The sequence below is a fragment of the Virgibacillus sp. AGTR genome (assembly GCF_016919725.2).
GTDB lineage: Bacteria > Bacillota > Bacilli > Bacillales > Amphibacillaceae > Virgibacillus > Virgibacillus salarius.
In genome coordinates, this window is the sequence record NZ_JAJERH010000001.1 from 189,795 (window position 1) to 209,032 (window position 19,238).

A 19,238-nucleotide genomic window follows, 5' to 3' on the forward strand; every position below is an offset into this window, starting at 1 on the left:
TCAGTTGTTTCCAAATAGAATTGCACTAAAGCTCCCATAAATTAGATTTAATGCCGCATGGCCATCTCTTCAGCCTTCTTTTTTGCTTTAAATACGAAGAAATAGTATTTGTCTTCATCATCGTGTACGATGATGAAGACATAATTATTTTTATTACGGAGTGATTACATGAAAAAGGTATTATTTATTCTATTGATGGGGGCTGCTGTTACAATTTTTCTCATATCGAATAGTGCTAATGCAGGGCAGGAAAAGGTCATATATGTATCTATAAATGGAAATGATCAAAATGATGGTACAAAATTAAAGCCATTTCGCACGCTAAATAAAGCCGCTACAAAAGCTAGTGCAGGAACTACTGTCTTCATACGAAAAGGAACTTACAACGAAAAGCTTGTCGTTAAACATAGTGGTACAAAAACAAAACCAATTACTTTTAAAGCCTACAAAAACGAGAAGGTAGTTGTTAGTGGAAAGGACCTAAAGGATGCTGAAGAGAATACTTCGTTAGTTACAATAAATAATAAAAACTATGTTACAGTTAGTGGTTTAATCATACAGGATTTAACTAGTAATGTAACAAATGAAACAGTAATGGGAATTTATGTGACAGGTTCTAGCAGTCATATTACTTTAGAAAATAACCATGTGCAGCGTATTGAAACTCATGCAAATGATGGAAATGGGCATGGAATTGCGGTATATGGAACCTCTCCAATGGTAGACATAAACATTTTAAATAATACAGTGGAAGATTTAAAGCTTGGCTCAAGTGAATCGATTGTACTCAATGGTAATATAAATGGCTTTAAAATAGAACATAATCTTGTTCGCCGAAATGATAATATAGGCATTGATATTATCGGTTATGAAGGGATATCTAATGATAAGAAAAATGACTATGCACGAAATGGCTTCATAAAGAATAATCAAGTTTATGATATTTCCTCTTACGGAAATCCAAGTTATGGAGAAGATTATAGTGCAGGTGGTATTTACGTAGACGGCGGAAAAAATATAACTATTGAAAAGAATACCATCTATCATTGCGATATCGGTATTGAAGCAACCTCTGAACATGCTGGGAAATATGCGGAGCATATTACAATTAGAAATAATATTATTTATGAAAACTATTACACAGGCATATCAATTGGCGGATATGATAAAGAACGAGGTGGTACGAAAAATTCCATTATCTCCAAAAATATTATTTATCGAAACGATACGAAAGGGTTAGACGGGGGACAGCTTTTATTACAGCATAATATTAAAAAAAATGTGATTGAAAAAAACATTTTAACTGCTGGACCATCTCGTCTATTTATTGCTAACCATTTTACAACAAATTATGCCAACAAGTTAATAATGAATGTATTTCATAAGGAAGTAGGAAGAACAGGTATTTGGGTATGGAAAGAAGAAGCATACACTTCTTTTCCTGAATTTAAAATTACTTCAAAAAGCGATTTAAAATCCAGTTACCTAGACCCAAAATATGAAAATGAAAACCAATATAATTTTAATTTAAAGAAGGATTCACCTGCAAAAAATATTGTAGAGAACTAAGTGCTATAAGTTCCTGTAAAAGAGGCTACATAGTAAGGGCTGTCACCAAAAAGCCAGTTTAAATTTCGGGAACAGCCCTGTTCGTCTATCAGCTATCAGCAGATTTACTGCATCATTATTGTGTTTCCAGTTCAATCCGTTGTTGTATCGCCATCATCTCTTTCGTGAGCAATGTGATCCTATTTAAAATGGAAGGATCTACGATTTCATTATCATCATTATATGAGTCATTATGAATAAAAACACTACAAGACGGTACGATCCCTTTTAAATAAGAAAGTATCGGTTTAAGCTGGTATTCAGACACAAGAAAATGCTTTTCAGATCCGCCCGTTGTTATAATTCCTGTCACTTTAGATTTGAAAGCGTCCACAGGAAAATGATCGAGCAGGTTTTTTAACACACCTGAGATCGAAGCTTGATATATTGGGGAGCCAAATACAATGATATCTGCTGCTAAGACTGTATTTACAACATACCAAGTATCTTCGTTATAATAAGCTAAAGGGGTTCCACGAACAAATTCAACTTCATAGTCTTTTAAATCGATTAACTCTGTCTCGACATCTTTTTGCTGGCGTTTTGCAGCAAGTAAAACCTCGTGCACAGCTTGTGAGGTTTTCTCTCCAACTATTGATCCGGAAATTCCAACAATTTTCACTGGTTTCCCCCCTTTTTTATATTCTGTATATGTATGGAATAATGCGCCAGAATAGCACATCATTCCATTTATTTGCATTATTTCACAGCTAACTCATATTTTTCAGCAACTACGTCCCAATTAATAATATTAAAGAAATTCTCAATGTATTCTGGACGTCGGTTTTGATACTTAAGGTAATAAGCATGCTCCCACACATCAATACCTAAAATCGGTGTTTTTCCTTCTGAGATTGGGTTGTCTTGATTTGGTGTACTTATTACTTCTAGCTTACCAGTTTGATTAACAACTAACCATGCCCATCCAGAGCCAAAGCGAGTTGTCGCTGCATCAGCGAATTTTTGTTCAAAACTGCTAATACTTCCAAATGCTTCTTTTATCGCTTCTGCCAGTTTTCCAGCAGGTTCAGCTGCTTCTTTACCTGGTGCGATAATTTCCCAGAAAAGCGTATGGTTTAAGTGTCCTCCACCATTATTACGTACCGCTGTGCGGATATCTTCTGGTACTGCTTCCAAATTACTAATAATTGCTTCTAATGATTTGTCTGCTAATTCAGCCTTACCTTCTAGTGCAGCATTTAATTTGTTTACATATGTTTGATGGTGCTTCGCATGATGAATCTCCATAGTAGTTTGATCGATGTACGGCTCCAATGCATTTGTTGCATACGGTAGTTCAGGTAATTCAAATTTTGCCATAAAAAATTCCTCCATCCTTTTTATTTTGTACTTATTATACTTATTGGTATAATAAGTATGCAAAAAGGATATCGCATCAATTTGTTAAAAGCAATTTATATGCTCAAAAACCCTAATAATTTTGTTGGTCACATAGTTTCTTTTTGCTTTTAACTATTGCTACTTTTTTATACAATAAAGGAAATCTATATTCTGCCATATCAATGACCAGGTTTAGTATGAGCCTAGACTTGTTGCTTCTTATACAGACAGTGACCGTAATTTCCTAAAAAGAGGTGTTAATTATGGAAAGGATTACTACGAAAGATAAGATACTTCATCTATTAAAAAAAGAGGTTAAATTGACTGTTGGTGAACTGAAAAGGCATTTGAATATCACAGATATGGCAGTTCGAAAGCATCTTTCTATTATGGAAAAAGACGGGCTTATCTTTTCAGAAGAAGTAAAACAATCGATGGGAAGACCGATGCAACAGTATTCGTTATCGGAAAAAGGCGAATTATTGTTTCCAAAAAGCTATGAAGGGTTAAGTGTAGAATTTTTAAACGATATTAGAGATTTGCATGGAGATGATTCCATTCAGCGATTATTTCAAAGACGAGAAAATCGTTTAACGAACGAATATAATATTCGGATGTACCAAAAATCCCCATCTGAAAGAATAAAAGAAATGGAAATGATTCAAAATGAAAAAGGTTATATGGCGGATATCACAAAGATTGACGCAAACACCTATGAGCTTACTGAATATAATTGTCCTATTATGGCAGTTGCTAAAGAATACAAAATTGCATGCCGATGTGAAACCTCCATGTTTCAAAAGGTATTACAAACGGATAATGTTACACGAACAAGCTGCAAAACAGAAGGAAATGATCACTGTCGGTTTTTAATAGCATTTTAATACCGATTGTAATCATTTCCCTTTTCATTCAATAGAAATATAAAGTGAAACTTCAATCAGTGGGGGGTGGTTTATCAACCCACTGATTGTTAGGTGAACCGCTTGAAGCGGCGATCTTATTGCTAGTTATATGCGGGATAAAAATGTTAAAAGACTACTTTTACACTTGTCGTTTATACCATGCTAATAAATATTCTGCGAGTTTTTTTGGTGTATTGCGAAAAGCATCATTCGTACTTCCAGCCATATGAGCAGTAATTGTCACATTATCTAATTGTAAAAATGGACTACTATCTCCTAATGGTTCATGATCAAATGTATCAATCGCTGCTCCCGCAATTTCTTTATGCTGTAATGCTTTAATAAGGTCTGCTTCCTTCATAAGTGCTGATCTAGCAGAGTTAATGACTACAGCCGTATTCTTCATTTGTTGGAAATGCTCATAGCGAATCATATGCTTCGTTTCATTCGTCAATCGACCATGCATAGAAATGATATCTGATTCGGTAAGCACCGTATTTAAATCAACCTGTTCAAACGTTGTTTGCCCATGAAAATACGGGTCGTAGAAAATAATTCGAGCATCAAATCCACTTAAGAAGCGACCAACTAATTGGCCAATGTTTCCAAACCCGATTAAGCCAATTGTCCTCTCTTCAAGTTCAGGTATAAAGGAACTATTCGGAAATTCTTTACGCCATTCACCTTGTTTTAGAGAAGCATGAGATCTTGCAATATTACGAATTTCTGATAAGATGAGTCCAACCGTAAACTCAGCTACACTTCGCGCGTTGCGTCCTGGTGTATTCACCACTTTAATATGCTTTTCTCTGGCTATATCATTATTTACGTTTTCTGTTCCCCCACGAAGTACACCTATTACTTTTAAATTGGTTGCAGAAGAAATTACCTTCTTATTTATAGGAGCAAATTGTGTAATGATCATATCAAACGTATCCATATCCTCTAGTAAGTCGTTCGGTACGTCAACAACCTCACTCCCGCCTTGTTCAATCGCTAGATTATCCTTTTGCAACTGCTCTAAATTTTCATGTTTCCATTCACGTATCGTAACTTCGATACCAGCTTCCTTTAATTTGGTTAGACCTTGTTCCATCATTTCTTTTGTAATAAATAAGTCAGCAATGGCTAAACATTTCAATTTCCATAACCCCTTTTTTGTTTTAATGTTTATCGCATCAACATGCCACCTGTAGCATCAATGGTTGCACCAGTAAGGTAGTTTGCCTTCTCTGAGACTAAGAAAGTTGCTATATCAGCAATTTCTCTAGGTGATGCAACACGCCCCAGCGGAATACGATTCATGTAGTATTCTTTATTTTTTTGTAATGAGTCTTTAATCATATCTGTTTCCACTATCCCTAAAGCAAGGTTATTTACATTTATTTCGCTTTTTGCTAATTCACGTGCAAGCGAAATCGTAAAACCAACCATTCCAGCTTTACTTGCTGCATAGTGAGCATGACCAGTTGTCGATCCATGAAATGCTGCTTGCGAGGTAATATTAAGAATCTTTCCTGATTTCTTTTTGTCTAAGCAATGATTAGAGAAAGTTTTACATGTTTGAAATACACTGGTTAAATTAATATCAAGAGTTTCCTTCCAATCCTCCAATCGCATATCTTTCACGTAACTTGTCGGCCATACACCTGCATTATTAATCAAAACGTCTACATCACCGAAATACGCAATACTTTTAAGCACTACTTCTTTTGCTGCATGAGCATCCGCAAGATTCACTTGAAAAGCTACGGCTTTGCAGCCCAAAGCTCTAATTTCACTTACTACATCTTGGGCTTTTTCTTGACTTCCTTGATAGGTAATAGCAATATTAGCACCTTCTCTTGCTAAAGCTAGTGCTGTTTCCCTACCAACGCCTCTTGAACCTCCAGTAATAATGGCTACTTTTTCTTTTATCCCTAAATCCATCGCTACTACACCCCTACCTTCCAAATTTGCTCCATCTTCTCTAGCGTTTCTTTATAAAGCTTATATTTTGTTGCATACACTTCGGCTCTGTTCGGATTTGGCTTAATGATATGTTCTACATGTACCATATTTCTAGCAGCTTCATCGATTGATCGGTAATATCCAGTCATTACCCCTGCACACATTGCTGTTCCAAGCGTTCCATGTTCTTTGACTTCAACAATTTCCAGTGGGATTTGTAGACAATCAGCAAACATTTGTAACCAAATAGCTGATTTAGTTACAACGCCAGCAATTCGCGATGATTCAAGTTGGTCATTATATTTCGTCAATCGTTCAATATGATATAAATGACTAAAAACAATACCTTCATACACCGCTCTTAAGAAATGCTTCAATTGATGCCAGCTATTCATTCCGATAAAACAAGAATTGGCATTCGGCACTGTATTGGAACCGAATAAAAATGGAAAAAACAAAAGATTACTCTCCTCAGGCTCAGTTGAAGCTACTAGTTCGTTACAAAGGTCATATATAGAACTTCCTTGTTTTTCAGCTTCTTGTTTTTCTACAGACATAAATTTTTCAATAAACCATTCCAAATTACTTGCTGAAGTTGGGCTTGCTTCAGTTGTAAGCCAATAATCAGACAAACAATAAATAGAAGTCATAAATAAATCCTTGTCTACAATTGGTTTCCTAGTAATATATTCATTTATACTCCAAGTCCCCGCTACAATGCATAATTTATCTTCTTCAACTAAGCCTGATGCTACAGCCGACGCCGCGATATCAAATATTCCTCCTGCAATTGGCGTCCCCTCCTTCAGCCCTGTTGCTAATGCAGCTTCTTTCGTAACATATCCGCAAATATCGGTTGATTGCTTAAGAGGAGGTAGCTTTGGCAACATTTTACTTAAACCAAAAAATTCAAGTAAATGCAGATCATAGCACTGATCTTTTACATTGATTAGATTCGTACCTGAGATATCAGTCAATTCCAAATAGGCTTCTCCAGTTAATTTAAACCTAATGAGATCTTTAACCATGAATACATAATCCGTGTTTTCTATTACCTCGGGTTTATTATCTTGCAACCACGCTAACAACGCTACCGGTTGGCCTGCCCACACAGATTGCATTGTTTTCGGCAATATTTCTGATTCAAACCTCGGATTAGCGTACCATTTCTCAATATAGCTTTTCGCACGGTTATCGGTAGAGATAATACCATTGTAAGTAGGGTCACCACTTTTGGTTGTTAAATATAAACCGTTACCATGTCCAGTAATGGAAACTCCAGCTATTTGTTCTGAATCAATGTTTGATTTCTTTAGTACCTCTTTAATAACCGTTACGTTGGCATTCCATAACTCATTAATGTCACGCTCTGTATGAAATGGCTTTGGCATAATCATCGTTGTCTTTTGAGAAGCAATTGCCACTTCTTTTCCAGATAGCGAATAGAGTGCTGCCTTTGTAACTGTTCCCCCATTATCAATACCTAGTAAATACTTATTCAAAAAAATCATTCCTCCCTATCCAAAAAATGATGCAATTTTAATTAATAACCAACCTAGCGGCGTTGAAGCTCCACCAACAAGATTTGCAAGCTCTGTTGTATCGCTTATGTTGTCAGGTAAAGTAACGTTTGCTAGATTAGCAGCTTCCGTAAAAGCAGTAGCGATATCTGTTCCGATATATAACACCATCGTCATAATTACCAGCCCTGTTATGTATAACCGAACCATATTTTGTTTTAAATAAGGTGCACACATCGCAAACAAAAATGAAAGCGATGCCAAGTCAGTGAATGGTAATAATCGGTTGCCAGGTAGGATAATTGCAAGTAAAAGCGTAGATGGTATCATCAACAAACCGGTTGCAAGTACAGCAGGATGACCAATTAACAACGCTGTGTCCATAGCAATGTAAAACTCTCTATCTGGAAACTTTCGTTTTAAAAACGATTCTGCTGCTTCACGAATTATTGATAATCCCTCTACAAGTACGTCAACCATCTTAGGTAAAAGTACCATTACCGCTGCTACTGTTACAGCTAACGTTAAAACAGAGCTTATATTAAATCCCGCTAAAATCCCTAACAGTGCTCCAATGATCGCCCCCAATGTAAGGGGTTCTCCCAATATCCCGAATTTTTTAGTAATCGATTCAGGATCTGACTCCACTTTACGTAATCCGGGTATACGCTCGATTATCCAATTTATAGCTATTCCAAATGGCACAAAAACTGCTGTAGTCCCGTGTGGGAATGATATCCCTTTTAAATTATAGTCTGATTGGATCCGTGGAGCAGTTACATCGCCAATGATCAAAACCACTATAAAATGAAGCAGTGATGCAACAACAGCTATTGATATACTCCCAGTTATACTATAAACGAGTGCACCTGTTATCATGAATATCCAGAAGTTAAATATATCAATATTGACTGTTTTTGTTATATTAAACACTAATAGAATTATATTTACTAGGATGATGCTAATTACTGCAAAAGGAACAATCGGTGTTCCCCAGCCAATTGCAGCTGCTACTGGCCACCCCGGATCGATCACCGTCAGTTGCAAATCAAATCGCTTTACCATTGCTTCTGCTGCAGGTCCCATACTCTCAAGAAGAAGTGTAATGATTAGATTTATACCCATAAAACCAATTCCTACAAGCATGGCAGCTTTAAAAGCACGACCTAACCTAATCCTAAAACATAGTGCTAAAATTAAGAAAATAATTGGCATCATAACTGACGGACCTAGATCAATAACCCAGTTTATTATTTCCATCCTTCTATTCCCCCTTTTTTTGTGCATGAAAAACCCCCCAAAGAAGACAGCCCTTTGTCTGTCAGCTTTGAGGGAATTATCACCTAATCACAAATACCCCTTCGCTATTTTGTTTTACCAAAGCTCTCTATTACTTGTCGTCACAGCAACAAATCCCCCATGAAGAATTTTATTTATTTTATCTTTTGTATCTAGAAAACCACCCGCAAGCAGGCTTGCTTCTGGGACGATGGATTGAATCCGTTCGACAAAATGAATAGCAAACGGTCCTGGTAAAATTTCAACACCATCAAAATGCGTATTTTTTAACGATTTCAATGACTGATCCAACGAACGAGAATCAAACAAGAAGATACGATAGATTGTCAGCATTCCCATTTTACTTGCAGCGTTTAATACACGTTGATTCGGAGAAATAACCCCATCGACTTTAAACATCTCTTTTAACCATTTAACACCCTTCGTATCTTTCGTTAACCCTTCAACCAAATCTAAATGTACGATGACTTTTTTACCAGCTTGGTGACAACGATTCGTTAGCTCTTTTAAATTGCCAATATGCACTTCAGAGAGAAATATATATGTTGACTTACTTGAAAGCGCACTTTGCAAATCCTTTAGTTGTCTTATAGAAGGGATTACAGTCTTTTGCGAAAACATCGCCCTCACCCCTTTTTTAAAGCGCTTGCAACTATTACTCTAGAAAACTTCAAAAAAAGTGTCAAGCTCTACGTATTTTACTAGCTATTATGTCTGATAAACTTCATACGCTTCTTCAGCTGTACCATTTTTATGAATAATTGTATTCAAACCAGCTACCACTTTTGATGGGTGTTCATTTTGCGTAATATTACGTCCTACAGCCACGCCTTTCGCTCCAGCATCCATACAATGCTTAACAAACTTAAAATAGGCTAACATGTCATTTGTCTTAGGTCCACCTAAGGCAAGCACAGGTCGTTGAGCAGCTTTCACAATCTCTACGTCACTAGCTTCACCAGAAAATCTAGTCTTAATAATATCAGCACCGAGCTCCGTCCCCATTCTTCCTGCAGAGGCGATGACTTCCGGTTGATTGGAGGCTTCACTACTTATCGCATAACCAAATGGTAATGTTTCGCACATAAATGGCATATTCCACTTATCTGCTTCACGTGCCAAATTAGCAGCTATTTGATGTGAACTTGCTTCATTCGTAGTTCCTGGAAACGTCATTGAAATCACACCATCAGCGCCGAGTTTTAATGCATCTTCAACTGTAATTAATCCAGTTGTATTTGGAACACTTGCATCAAACAGTTCTGTCGATATATCCGCACGTACTACCATGCCGACATTGGTAAAAGTATCAGCATATGTTTTAGCCATGCCATATGTCACAAGTACTGCATCTAGCCCATTTTCAATCATGCTTGGCAATTGAGCGATTGCCTTATCAATACCGGTCGTTTTCGTTGAAAAATAATACCCATCAAGAGCCAACGTTATTGACTTTCCATCTTTTGCAAATAGATTTGCCATTCGTCTAGTTTTTTGCATGCTATCTCCCCAATTTCTATAATATAGACAACAAAAAATCCCCACAACCAACTGACAGTTAACTGCCAATTATTGCAGGGATTCACCTAAGCACATACCCAATTGTTAATGCTATTTTGTTGTCGACTTTCATTAATTTTATCATATAGGATGGAGAACTATCTGTCAAGACCATTTGAATGCGCTTTCCTTAGGCGTTAGCAACATATAGCCTTAAAAAGGCAAGATGCTTTTGTAAGGGAAAGCTTTTACCTTAATGAATTAAAAGAAGTATTCTGCTTCTTTCTTTTCGCGAATAGCTGTATATGTTTCGGTTAATACAATTGTATCTTCCACTAAACGGTCAACTCGGAATCGCACATCATCATTAATTATTTCTTTTTGATAAAAGTCCTGTTCCTCAATAAATACATAAGACGGAACTATCTGTGCTTTCATATACGTTAAAATTGGTTTCAGTTGTTGTTCAAGGACCAAATAATGTTTTGGCGAACCAGCAGTTACTAGCATACTTACAACTTTATCAAGAAATGCGTTTACTGGAAGTAAATCAAATATATTCTTTAACGTAGCTGGAATCGATGCTTGAAATATAGGTGTTCCGATAATAATTGCATCTGCCTCCATAATTAATTGGGTAACATATTTTGTATCCCCTTCATAATCTAAATAATGACGGCCGTCACTGAACTGAACGTCATATTCTGCTAAATCCATGAAAGTAACGCCTACATGTGGATACGTATTCTTAATTGTTTTCATCGTATACTTCATAGCCGTGCTCGTTTTCGTACCAATCTTTGACCCAGACATCGCAACAATTTTCATTTTTTCCTCCTATTTTTCTGCTGTATATTTTTTAATGGCTGGTAGAATTTCAGCACCAATGATCTCGATATTTTTCTTTAAACGATCAAATGGAACACCACCAAAATCAATTTGGGCAATATAACGTTGATGCCCAAATAATTCATGCTGGTATAAGATTTTTTCAATAATCTGTTGTGGACTACCTATATTCATAACATTATGCGGATCTGCTCCTTGTGCAAAATGCTGTTTAGGAAATCCTTGTCCATTCGTTAGCTTCATTCCTTCATTTATATGAGGATACATTTCACGTAAAGCTTGCTGGGAAGTTTCTGCTGCATAAAAGAAGCCAGCAGTCGCGACTGGTAGCTTAGATGAATCGTGCCCACTTTTATTAGCAGCTTCACGATATGCATCAATCGAACGTTTAAAGCTTGTAGCTGGACCACCTAAATGAGCAAGAAACATTGGAACTCCAGCGTAACCAGCCTTGATGGCGCTAGCCGAAGAACCACCAACAGCTCGCCAAATTGGCATAGAATCATTTTTCGGACGTGGGAGAACTTCAGCGCTATTTAACGGCGCACGAAATTCACCATGCCAATTAACTATCTTCTCTCGATTGATTTTTAATAACAATTCGAACTTTTCCTCAAACAATGCTTCATAATCGTGTACATCATAGCCCAATAAATCAAATAATCCAATCCTTGATGCACGCCCAGCTACAATCTCAGCTCTTCCCTTTGAAATGAGATCAATGGTTGCAAAATTCTCATATACTCGTACTGGATCAGATGTGCTTATAATCGTCGAAGAACTTGCAAGCTTTATCTTTTCTGTTGCTTGGGCAATTGCTGCTAATACTACGGCGTGTGCCTGCGTTGCAAAATACTCCTGATGGCTCTCCCCAACACTAAAGAAATCGATACCTGCTTGTTCAGCTAACTTAGCAAATTCAATTATTTCATGTATACGTTCTTGTGCAGAGATACGTTCTGCTGTTTTAGGATTTGGCAGGTGGTCCCCTAGTGTATAGATGCCAAACTCCATTCCTTTACGTCGATCAATGCGATAAGTTTCCATTGTTCATCCACCTTTCCAATTACCTCTTATAGTGTTATTGTAGTTTATAACCATCACAAATATAAGTACGCACTTTAAGGTGACCTAGTATACAAAATGATACTTAGGAGGAATAGAATGGATAAAATACCAGAAGAATGTCGTGTAGAAGATGCTTTAGGTATACTTGTTGGTAAATGGAAACCAATAATCCTTTTATATTTATTACAAGAAGGAACGAAACGCTTTAATGAGCTAAGAAAAAGGATGCCCGAGATTACCCAAAAGATGTTAACGAAGCAATTGAGGGAATTGGAAGAAGAAGATATTATTCAGCGGGTGGTTTACCCACAGGTTCCCCCTAAGGTGGAATATTCCATTACGGAGTACGGAAAAACCTTAGAACCAATTTTGGAAGCCATGCATGAATGGGGAACTAAACATACATTGCATAAATTAAAAAAAGAGGAACATAGAATGAAATAACCACTATTAACGAAAGCTTGAAGACAAGCGTATTTTAATTAAAGAATAGTACGCATAACTAATATGATAAAGTGAAACTTCAATCAGTGGAGATATTGTATATTCTCCCACTGATTGTTCGTACCACAAGGGTATGACCTAAAGGCCCTAGAATCAATCGGACATTTACTGGCAGTCAATCCCCTCTTATTCATATTGGTTCCACTTTATTGAAATGGGATCTTACTGCCAGTTAGATGTGGGATAAAGTTTCTCCGGAAATATACTTCGTTTTCCTTAGGTGGCTAGAGAGCCTCCTCGTGCTGGCACACTGTAAGGTCTCACCGGTATCTTTCCTCTTTAGGATTAAGGAAAGCTTCGGCAGCGATACAGAAAAAGCGCTCTTCTTTTTCAAGAAGTCTAGTATATCTCCGGAGATAGAGTAGTGCCTTAGGTCCATAGAATAGACCCGCCTGTAATAATCGTAATATTTACTTATCTATTGAAAAGGCATAAAGTCTATTCTTTTAATGCTGTTATTAGGACATCTAGGTTTTGATACATAAGTGAAAAATAATCCTGCTCATTTTGTATATCTTCTTCAGTAAGAACAGATAAATTATGCAGGTCAAGCGACTTTACATTTGTTTCATTTTGAATAACTTTCGCTACTTTTGGCTCTACATTCTGTTCAAACAATAAATAGTTAATCTCATGGTCATCGACAATATTTATAACATCCACTAGCTGCTGTTGAGATGGTTCATTGGATGGAGATAATCCAGAAATAGCAATTTGCTTAATCCCATAAGCCTCTTCCCAATATCCATATGCTGCATGGGTAACTAAGATTTCATTTCTACTTTGTGCTTGAATTTTTTCATGATAGCTTTTGTTTAGTTCTTCTAATTTGGATTTCAAATCCGTAAAATTATTTTCAAATTCCGCTTCTGCTTCAGGCTGTAATTCTACTAATAAATCTTTAATATTTTCAGCAATCGTGATAGCTCGATTTGGATCTAACCAGACATGCGGGTCTTTGTCACCATGATTATGGTGATGTTCCTCAGGTTCCTCGTCATGATTATGGGACTCTTGATGTTCATGTGTATGCTCTTCTGTTTCATGGTCTTCCTGTCCATGATCGTGATGGTGCGTTTCTTCTTCCTCTTCCATCTCATTATGATGATGTCCATGGTCATGGTCATTTTCTTCGACATGACTGTGATGATGCTTATGCTCTAATAAAGGTATTCCTTTAGATGCTTCTAGTACAGTAACACCTTCGTCTTTTAATGCTTCCTTGATACTTTCCGCATAAGCTTCCATTTGGGCTCCGTTGTATATAAATCCATCCGCCTTAGCAATCTCAACCATTGTCTTGGATGTAGGCTCATATGTATGAGCATCTGCACCTAAAGGTAGAATCGATTCCACTTCCACATGCTCTCCACCTATTTGCTCTGTAAAATAGGTCAAAGGATATAACGTTGTATAAATTTGTAACACCTTATGATTTTCACCAGCTTCCGACACAGATAGTTCCTTCGCTACATTGCAGCCAGTCAAAAATAAAATAATAAAAGCAATATAGATACTAAACTTATAATATTTTTTCAAGTCGCTTCTCCTCCTTCATAAAAAACGTAATCATTACGATTTATATGCAAGAGGTAACCAATCAATGTAGGATATAGTTATTATTAATTTTTCCATCCTACCAGCTTGATTTCTTGACTCCTGGTAGTTGCCCCTTATGGGCATAATCTCTAAATGCGATTCGTGACATACCAAATTTCCTTAGGTACCCCTTTGGTCTACCGGTTACTTGACATCGATTTGTTAATCTTGTTGGTGAAGAATCTCTCGGTAGCTTTCGTAATGCTTCATAATCACCTTTTGCTTTTAATTCTCTACGAATCTCAGCATACTTTTTTACCATTGCCTGACGTTTTTTCTCTTTGACTACTTTTGCTTTTTTAGCCACCATATCCCTCCTTTCTAAATTTCATGCTTCAATATAAGAAGTCGCGCATTAAATCGTAATGATTACGATTAAATATTATACTTATAATCGTTGGTTTTGTAAATAGTAACGATTACGTTTTATGAAAGATTAGTTCAAATAGTTGGTTTTCTACCTATAAATGTGTAACCTTGAGATAAGAATAAGAAGGGGTGAATCGAAATGAACCTATCTATACCAGAAGTCACTTTAAATGATGGGATGGCTGTACCTTTTGTCGGTTTTGGTACATATAAACTAAATGGGAATCAAGGTGTAACAGCAATTAGCAATGCGATACATGCAGGTTATCGATTAATCGATACGGCGTATAATTATGAGAATGAAGGAACAGTCGGTGAAGCAGTGCGTCGAAGTTCTGTCCATAGAGAGGATTTAATAATTACATCGAAATTACCAGGTCGTTACCAAGCCTATGACAAGGCTATAACTACTATTCAAGAATCCCTATATCGAGCGAATTTATCTTATTACGATTTATATCTTATACATTGGCCAAATCCAAAGCAGAATACGTATATCGAAGCATGGCAAGCATTAATAGATGCCAAGAAATGGGGACTCATTCGTTCAATTGGGGTATGTAATTTTCTACCTGAGCATTTGGAACGTTTAGAAGAAGAAACTGGTGTGCTGCCAAGCCTCAACCAAATTGAACTACATCCATTTTTCAATCAGGAAGAACAGCGAAAATGGCATGAAAAGCATAACATTCGTACACAATCATGGAGTCCATTGGCGCGAGCAAATGAGGTATTACAAAATGAAATAATTAATGACATAGCGAAAAACCATCAAAAATCTAATTCGCAGATTATCTTACGCTGGCATTATCAGCTTGGTTCTATTGCAATTCCGAAGTCTGCTGCATACGAGCGACAGCTTGAGAATATATCCATTTTTGATTTTTCTTTAGAAGAGTCGGAAATGGAGGCAATCGCAACCCTAACTCGACCGGATGGTAGAAATAAAGACCAAGACCCTGCAACCTATGAAGAATTTTAAGGAGAAACATTGATTAGTCAGAAATAAAACAAGTACTGTCTGACCCTAAAAGAGACAAATACGTCTCTGAGATCAGACAGTATAACCTTTCAAACATTCCGACATTACCATTGTCTAGCTTTCGAACTCTTTAATTCTGCTATATTCATCCATCATCCATGCCATAATTTGTGAATTTTAGATACATCCGGGTATTACTGATCTGAAGAATGCAAACTGTCTTTCAAAAAAGTTTATGTAGCTACTAATCGGCACCAAGTCAACATGCGGTTAGCAACTTATATCGTTGGTATTCGAAAAATGGCAGAGGTTTCTCTTTTAAAGGCTGGGTGTAATTATTAGGAAAATTTCTGAACGACTTCGCTTACAGTATAAACAAAATAGCCGGGATATTTTCAAACACAGAGTAGAAAGATACATACATTAATTGAGGCTGAGACAAAAGAATGAAGAAACAATAAAACTGAACGTTGATTAGTTGACATTAATCCGTGCACGCGGAAAGCGGGTATATTTTCACGGGGCGGCGATGATACTTCTATTTATAACATGATTATTCGTATTTTGAGTAAAAAGTTGTGTTTTGTCCCAGCTTCTTTTATTAAAAATAGCATACAGCATATCCCCTAATTGGATTAGTAAAAATAAGGATGTAGATAAAGCTATCATTGACAAATTAGGATACAAAAAACTATGTTTCTCAAAATAAGTAGACATAACATATTCATTTGTAAGTAAGCTTAAGCCTACCGTCCTCACGGAGAAGAATTGTTTTTATACGAACACGCTTTGTATACACCCACAATATTATTAACAAAAATAGATTGACAATTTTATAATTTCTAATTAAAATAATTTTTATTCTTTTAAAAAATGTTATTATTGTTACGACTTTACTAGATGGGGGATACAATATGAGCATCGATATAAAAAAACGAAAAATCAATATTTGGTGGTCACTCGTTCCATTAATAGTTATGATTATTGCAATGCTTTTAACCATTGTTGTTTTTGAAGGTGAACCTCACATACCACTCATTATCGGTACAGGGGTTGCTGCTTTGATAGCTTGGAATCAAGGTTATAATTGGAAAGAAATCGAAGAAATGATGTTTCAAGGAATTAAACTCGCTCTCCCGGCAGTACTTATCATCATGCTTGTCGGACTGACTATTGGTGCTTGGATTGGTGGTGGCGTGGTAGCTACAATGATTTATTTTGGCTTAAAAATTATTTCACCATCCATTTTTTTGGTAACGATTACAATCATATGTGGTATTGTTGCATTGACAGTTGGAAGCTCATGGGCAACAATGGGGACAATCGGTGTTGCCGGCATGGGTATCGGTATGAGTATGGGAATTCCCGTACCGATGGTAGCAGGTGCGGTTATTTCTGGATCCTATTTTGGCGATAAAATGTCGCCACTATCTGATACAACAAACCTTGCATCTGGTTTAACAAACACAGATTTATTTGTGCACATTAAGCATATGTTTTATACAACTTTCCCTGGACTACTGATTTCTCTGTTTGTTTTCGCTTACTTGGGAAAAGATTTCGGCAGGAATACCATTGAGAATGCTAATATTCAACAAACCATTGCAGATATGCAAGCGAATTTTGTTATCTCACCATATCTTTTGTTGATTCCATTACTTGTGATTATTTTGGTAGCATTAAAGGTACCAGCGATTCCTTCAATCGCTGTAGGAATTATTATGGGATTCCTATCTGAAATTATCATTCAAGGAGATACCATAGCCAGCGCACTAAATGTGTTACAAAATGGCTATTCCATTAACACGTCAAATGAGATGGTTTCTGAACTATTTAATCGCGGTGGATTAATGTCAATGATGTATACTGTATCCATGACAATTGTTGCCATGACGTTTGGTGGTATACTGGAATACTCTGGTATGCTGCAAGCCATGATGGATCAGCTTTTGAAAATTGTAAAATCGACTGGTTCTCTTATTGCATCAACGATCGGTGCTTGCTTTTTGACTAATGCTACTTGTTCAGAACAATATATCTCCATCGTTGTACCATCGCGAATGTTTGCCAAAGTATATTATGATAGTGGACTACATTCGAAAAATCTATCCCGATCATTAGAGGATGGCGGTACGTTAACATCTGTCTTTATACCGTGGAATACGTGTGGTGTGTTTATATATGGCACATTAGGTGTACATGCTTTTGCCTATGCACCATACGCTATTTTGAATTTTACAGTTCCATTAATCGGACTACTCTATGCCTTTACCGGATTTACGATTGCAAAAATGGATAGAAATCAAGCTAATGATATCAATACCTTAGAAAATGAAGAAACTAGAGAAAAGAAAAGTAAACATTATATATAGGTAGAGATAATTATGAAAATAACTGCTATAGAAGTATTGCCAAGTAAAATATAGGCTTGGAACGTATCAAGCTGTCCATAAACATGTCGGCAAAAAACTGCTATTCATGCTGATGTCAACCAAGGCTGGCATTCTTCTGCAGCTACCTTACAAGCTTTAGATAAATTACAACATGTGTCTTTAAACTAGCTTGAGCAGCCAGTTATAGCTGATGATATGGATTCTCTAGCAGAAATAAAATTGAAAACTACTACTCCAATAAGGATTGATGAAGGATTACATGGTTTTAAAAAAATGCGTGAAGTAATAGCCAAGCGCTCACCAGATAAAGTGAATATTAAACTGATGAAATGTGGTGACATGTACCTGCTATAAAGTTAGCCGCGATGGCAGAGACGGCTCGGATAGACTGTCAGATTGGTTCTATGGTAGAATATTCCATCGGGTCTGCTGCCGGCTTTTATATAGCTTTTTAGAAAAAGACAATTACAAGCGTAGAATTAACAGGTCCATTAAAGTTTTCAAAAGACGTTGGCAATTTACAATATAATGTTTCCATTTATTCAATTGAACCAAACACATCGGCCTAGGAATTGATTTGATGAATCCACACTACTTACATTGACAGCATACAAAGAAGGTGTCCATATGAATCATAAGATTATTGCTGAAGGAAAGCTTCCAAAGTCTAAGCAATCCTTTTATGTTAGATTCTTAACCGTTGATGATATACCACAAATTTTAGAGCTTCAACAAATAGTTGAGCAAGCAATGGAAGTACCAGCGGCTTTACAGACGCTGAGCTATGAAGAATATCGCCATATTTTAACTGGAAATGGCTCAATGATTGGTATCTTCATTACGAACAAAATGATTGCTTTTCGAGCAATGCTCATTCCAAATATTGATGAACATGAACATTTAGGCATAGATGCTGGACTTTCGAAAGAAGAACGGTTAAAAATGATCTATTCAGAAATATCTAATGTACATCCTGACTTTCGTGGGAATCGACTACAAACGTATATGGGGGAATTACTATTTACAGAAGTAGACAAAGAGCGTTTTCAATATGTAGCAACCACAGTTGCACCATTCAATATTCCAAGTATTAAAGATAAGATTGCCTTAGGAATGGAAATAATCGCACTCAAAAAGAAATATAACGGAAAACTTCGTTACATACTACTCCGTGATTTCACAAGAGAATTTAATACTACTATAAAGAAAAAAATCGTTCGAATGATGGATTATGAAACACAGAAAAAACTACTGGAAGAAGGTTATCGAGGAGTTTCTATCCAAATAGATAATGACACGTATGTTCATTATAAAAAAAACTGAGCAAAATTCGCTCAGTCCTTATCACTAC

Annotated in this window: 18 protein-coding genes and 1 pseudogene; 7 read left to right on the forward strand and 12 right to left on the reverse strand. The window is 36.5% G+C overall.

What is annotated here, in order from left to right; genetic code table 11:
* Positions 1-168 precede the first annotated feature (168 nt).
* Positions 169-1,569: a right-handed parallel beta-helix repeat-containing protein gene (locus tag JUJ52_RS00910; protein WP_121604933.1), complete on the forward strand. Its 1,401-nt coding sequence runs from the start codon at positions 169-171 to the stop codon at positions 1,567-1,569.
* A gap of 115 nt (positions 1,570-1,684) precedes the next feature.
* On the opposite strand, the gene JUJ52_RS00915 is transcribed toward JUJ52_RS00910, so the two are convergent.
* Complete coding sequence (locus JUJ52_RS00915; RefSeq protein ID WP_026681694.1) at positions 1,685-2,230, reverse strand: NADPH-dependent FMN reductase; 546 nt, start codon at positions 2,228-2,230, stop codon at positions 1,685-1,687.
* 77 nt (positions 2,231-2,307) lie between these two features.
* Complete coding sequence (locus JUJ52_RS00920; RefSeq protein ID WP_121604932.1) at positions 2,308-2,928, reverse strand: superoxide dismutase; 621 nt, start codon at positions 2,926-2,928, stop codon at positions 2,308-2,310.
* Positions 2,929-3,212: 284 nt separating this feature from the next.
* Between JUJ52_RS00920 and JUJ52_RS00925 the strand changes: the two genes are divergently transcribed.
* Positions 3,213-3,833 carry a helix-turn-helix transcriptional regulator gene (locus tag JUJ52_RS00925; protein ID WP_121604931.1) on the forward strand — a complete coding sequence of 207 codons (621 nt, stop codon included), beginning with the start codon at positions 3,213-3,215 and terminating at the stop codon, positions 3,831-3,833.
* A gap of 160 nt (positions 3,834-3,993) precedes the next feature.
* Here the strand turns inward: JUJ52_RS00925 and JUJ52_RS00930 are convergent, their stop codons facing one another.
* The 8 genes from JUJ52_RS00930 to JUJ52_RS00965 form a co-directional block, all read right to left on the reverse strand.
* Positions 3,994-4,995: a 2-hydroxyacid dehydrogenase gene (locus JUJ52_RS00930; protein ID WP_205388441.1), complete on the reverse strand. Its 1,002-nt coding sequence runs from the start codon at positions 4,993-4,995 to the stop codon at positions 3,994-3,996.
* Between the two features lie 29 nt (positions 4,996-5,024).
* A complete protein-coding gene (locus JUJ52_RS00935; protein WP_026681690.1) occupies positions 5,025-5,783 on the reverse strand; it encodes a 3-oxoacyl-ACP reductase family protein in 759 nt (252 codons plus the stop codon).
* Between the two features lie 5 nt (positions 5,784-5,788).
* Positions 5,789-7,306, reverse strand: a complete 1,518-nt coding sequence (locus JUJ52_RS00940; RefSeq protein ID WP_205388440.1) for an FGGY-family carbohydrate kinase — start codon at positions 7,304-7,306, stop codon at positions 5,789-5,791.
* A gap of 15 nt (positions 7,307-7,321) precedes the next feature.
* Positions 7,322-8,584: a PTS galactitol transporter subunit IIC gene (locus JUJ52_RS00945; protein ID WP_205388439.1), complete on the reverse strand. Its 1,263-nt coding sequence runs from the start codon at positions 8,582-8,584 to the stop codon at positions 7,322-7,324.
* A 114-nt stretch (positions 8,585-8,698) separates the two neighbouring features.
* Positions 8,699-9,244: a glycerol-3-phosphate responsive antiterminator gene (locus JUJ52_RS00950; RefSeq protein ID WP_026681687.1), complete on the reverse strand. Its 546-nt coding sequence runs from the start codon at positions 9,242-9,244 to the stop codon at positions 8,699-8,701.
* A gap of 87 nt (positions 9,245-9,331) precedes the next feature.
* Positions 9,332-10,123, reverse strand: a complete 792-nt coding sequence (locus JUJ52_RS00955) for a class I fructose-bisphosphate aldolase (protein WP_026681686.1) — start codon at positions 10,121-10,123, stop codon at positions 9,332-9,334.
* 261 nt (positions 10,124-10,384) lie between these two features.
* A complete protein-coding gene (locus tag JUJ52_RS00960; RefSeq protein ID WP_205388438.1) occupies positions 10,385-10,951 on the reverse strand; it encodes an NADPH-dependent FMN reductase in 567 nt (188 codons plus the stop codon).
* Between the two features lie 9 nt (positions 10,952-10,960).
* The gene (locus JUJ52_RS00965) at positions 10,961-12,019 is read right to left on the reverse strand and encodes an LLM class flavin-dependent oxidoreductase (RefSeq protein ID WP_228088586.1); all 1,059 of its coding nucleotides are present in this window, start codon (positions 12,017-12,019) and stop codon (positions 10,961-10,963) included.
* Positions 12,020-12,136: 117 nt separating this feature from the next.
* Here JUJ52_RS00965 and JUJ52_RS00970 point away from each other — a divergent pair, with 117 nt between their 5' ends.
* Positions 12,137-12,484, forward strand: coding sequence for a winged helix-turn-helix transcriptional regulator (locus tag JUJ52_RS00970; RefSeq protein ID WP_026681683.1), 348 nt, complete (start codon positions 12,137-12,139; stop codon positions 12,482-12,484).
* A 498-nt stretch (positions 12,485-12,982) separates the two neighbouring features.
* On the opposite strand, the gene JUJ52_RS00975 is transcribed toward JUJ52_RS00970, so the two are convergent.
* Positions 12,983-14,083 carry a metal ABC transporter solute-binding protein, Zn/Mn family gene (locus JUJ52_RS00975; protein WP_166530339.1) on the reverse strand — a complete coding sequence of 367 codons (1,101 nt, stop codon included), beginning with the start codon at positions 14,081-14,083 and terminating at the stop codon, positions 12,983-12,985.
* A gap of 97 nt (positions 14,084-14,180) precedes the next feature.
* Positions 14,181-14,450: a 30S ribosomal protein S14 gene (gene rpsN / locus JUJ52_RS00980; protein WP_026681681.1), complete on the reverse strand. Its 270-nt coding sequence runs from the start codon at positions 14,448-14,450 to the stop codon at positions 14,181-14,183.
* A gap of 201 nt (positions 14,451-14,651) precedes the next feature.
* Here rpsN and JUJ52_RS00985 point away from each other — a divergent pair, with 201 nt between their 5' ends.
* The 4 genes and pseudogenes from JUJ52_RS00985 (at position 14,652) to JUJ52_RS01000 (ending at position 19,210) form a co-directional block, all read left to right on the forward strand.
* Positions 14,652-15,494 (forward strand): aldo/keto reductase, encoded by an 843-nt coding sequence (locus JUJ52_RS00985; RefSeq protein WP_026681680.1) that lies wholly within the window; start codon positions 14,652-14,654, stop codon positions 15,492-15,494.
* Positions 15,495-16,408: 914 nt separating this feature from the next.
* Positions 16,409-17,866, forward strand: a complete 1,458-nt coding sequence (gene nhaC, locus JUJ52_RS00990; protein ID WP_205388436.1) for a Na+/H+ antiporter NhaC — start codon at positions 16,409-16,411, stop codon at positions 17,864-17,866.
* A 67-nt stretch (positions 17,867-17,933) separates the two neighbouring features.
* Positions 17,934-18,467: pseudogene (locus tag JUJ52_RS00995) on the forward strand (enolase C-terminal domain-like protein); the annotation flags it as partial.
* 47 nt (positions 18,468-18,514) lie between these two features.
* Positions 18,515-19,210 carry a hypothetical protein gene (locus JUJ52_RS01000; RefSeq protein ID WP_026681678.1) on the forward strand — a complete coding sequence of 232 codons (696 nt, stop codon included), beginning with the start codon at positions 18,515-18,517 and terminating at the stop codon, positions 19,208-19,210.
* Positions 19,211-19,238 lie beyond the last annotated feature (28 nt).